Annotated in this window: 1 protein-coding gene; it reads left to right on the top strand. The window is 64.1% G+C overall.

Translation table 11 applies throughout. The features are described 5' to 3' along the window. Positions 1–79: 79 nt before the first annotated feature. Positions 80–1,270, top strand: coding sequence for an integrase core domain-containing protein (locus tag EOA27_RS36730; protein ID WP_126078128.1), 1,191 nt, complete (start codon positions 80–82; stop codon positions 1,268–1,270). Positions 1,271–1,330 lie beyond the last annotated feature (60 nt).

The raw sequence follows: 1,330 nt of genomic DNA, 5'->3' as shown, positions 1-1,330 counted from the left end.
TGTCCGAACCGGATAGATAGGTAACAGAATGGACCGATTAGATGGGTGACAGTTTTCTTGCCAGCCGGGAGGACCGGCGATGGTTTGGCGAGAGACTGGCATCATGGATGAGCGGCTTCGTTTTGTTGTTGAATGCCTAGCTGGCGAGGAGACGATGACGCAGCTTTGCGCGGCCTTCGAGATCTCACGCAAGACCGGCTACAAATGGCTTGGGCGTTACCGGGAGACCGGGCCGGAAGGCCTGCACGACCGGCCGCGGGCGCCGCTCGATCACGGCCGAGCAACGGCAGCCGAGCTGGTGGAGCGGATCGTGGCGGAGAAGGAAGCGCATCCGCTGTGGGGGCCGAAGAAGATCATGGCGCGGCTGAAGCGGGCGGAGCCCAGTTGTGGCTGGCCGGCAGTCTCGACAGCTGGCGAGATCCTGAAGCGGCATGGTCTTGTGGGACGCCGGCGCCGGCGCTGGCGGGCTGTGGGCAATGGGCCATGGCCGGAGCCTGCGGCGCCGAATGCGGTGTGGACGGTAGACCACAAGGGCTGGTTCCGGACCCGTGACGGCTGGCGCTGCGAGCCATTGACGGTGATGGATGCATTGAGCCGCTACCTGCTGGGGCTCGAGGCGACGGGCTCGACGGCCGACGAGGAGGCGTGGCCGGTGTTTGAGCGATTGTTTGAGGAAAACGGTCTGCCGGATCGCATTCGAAGCGACAATGGCCCACCCTTTGCGTCGGCCGGCGTCACAGGGCTGACGCCGCTGGCAGTGCGCTTCATTAAGCTCGGCATCGCCCTGGAGCGCATCCAGCCAGGCAAGCCGCAGCAGAACGGGCGCCATGAGCGTTTCCATCTGACCATGCTGCCGATGGCCGATGCACCGAAGGCTGACAAAGCGGCTCAAGCCAGGGCCTTCGAGAACTTCCGGCGCAGCTACAATGAGGAGCGTCCGCACGAGGCGCTGGGCATGGACACCCCGGCACAGCATTACCGCCCCTCGACCCGACCGATGCCGAAGACAGCCCCTGAACCCGATTATCCGACCGAGGCAGCGGTGCGCGGCGTGCGCCAGAACGGCGCGGTCAAATGGCGGGGCACCGAGATCTATGTCTCGGCCACGTTGGCCGGCGAACCGATTGCCATTGAAGAGACCGAGGATGGCGAGTGGACGATGCGCTTCCACACCCATCCGCTCGGCTTCATCGATGAGAAGCACATGAAACTGGTTCGCCGCAGCGCCGCGCCAAGCCGACCGCTTGGCGCTGCGGCGACCGCATCATAGGGAGAGAAAACTGTTACCTATGTATCCGGTTCAAAGTGTTACCCATCTATCCGCTGGACA

The sequence above is a fragment of the Mesorhizobium sp. M2A.F.Ca.ET.037.01.1.1 genome (assembly GCF_003998075.1).
Taxonomy (GTDB): domain Bacteria; phylum Pseudomonadota; class Alphaproteobacteria; order Rhizobiales; family Rhizobiaceae; genus Mesorhizobium.
The sequence above is the reverse complement of the archived record's forward strand: the minus strand, read 5'-3'. Positions and strand labels throughout refer to the sequence as shown.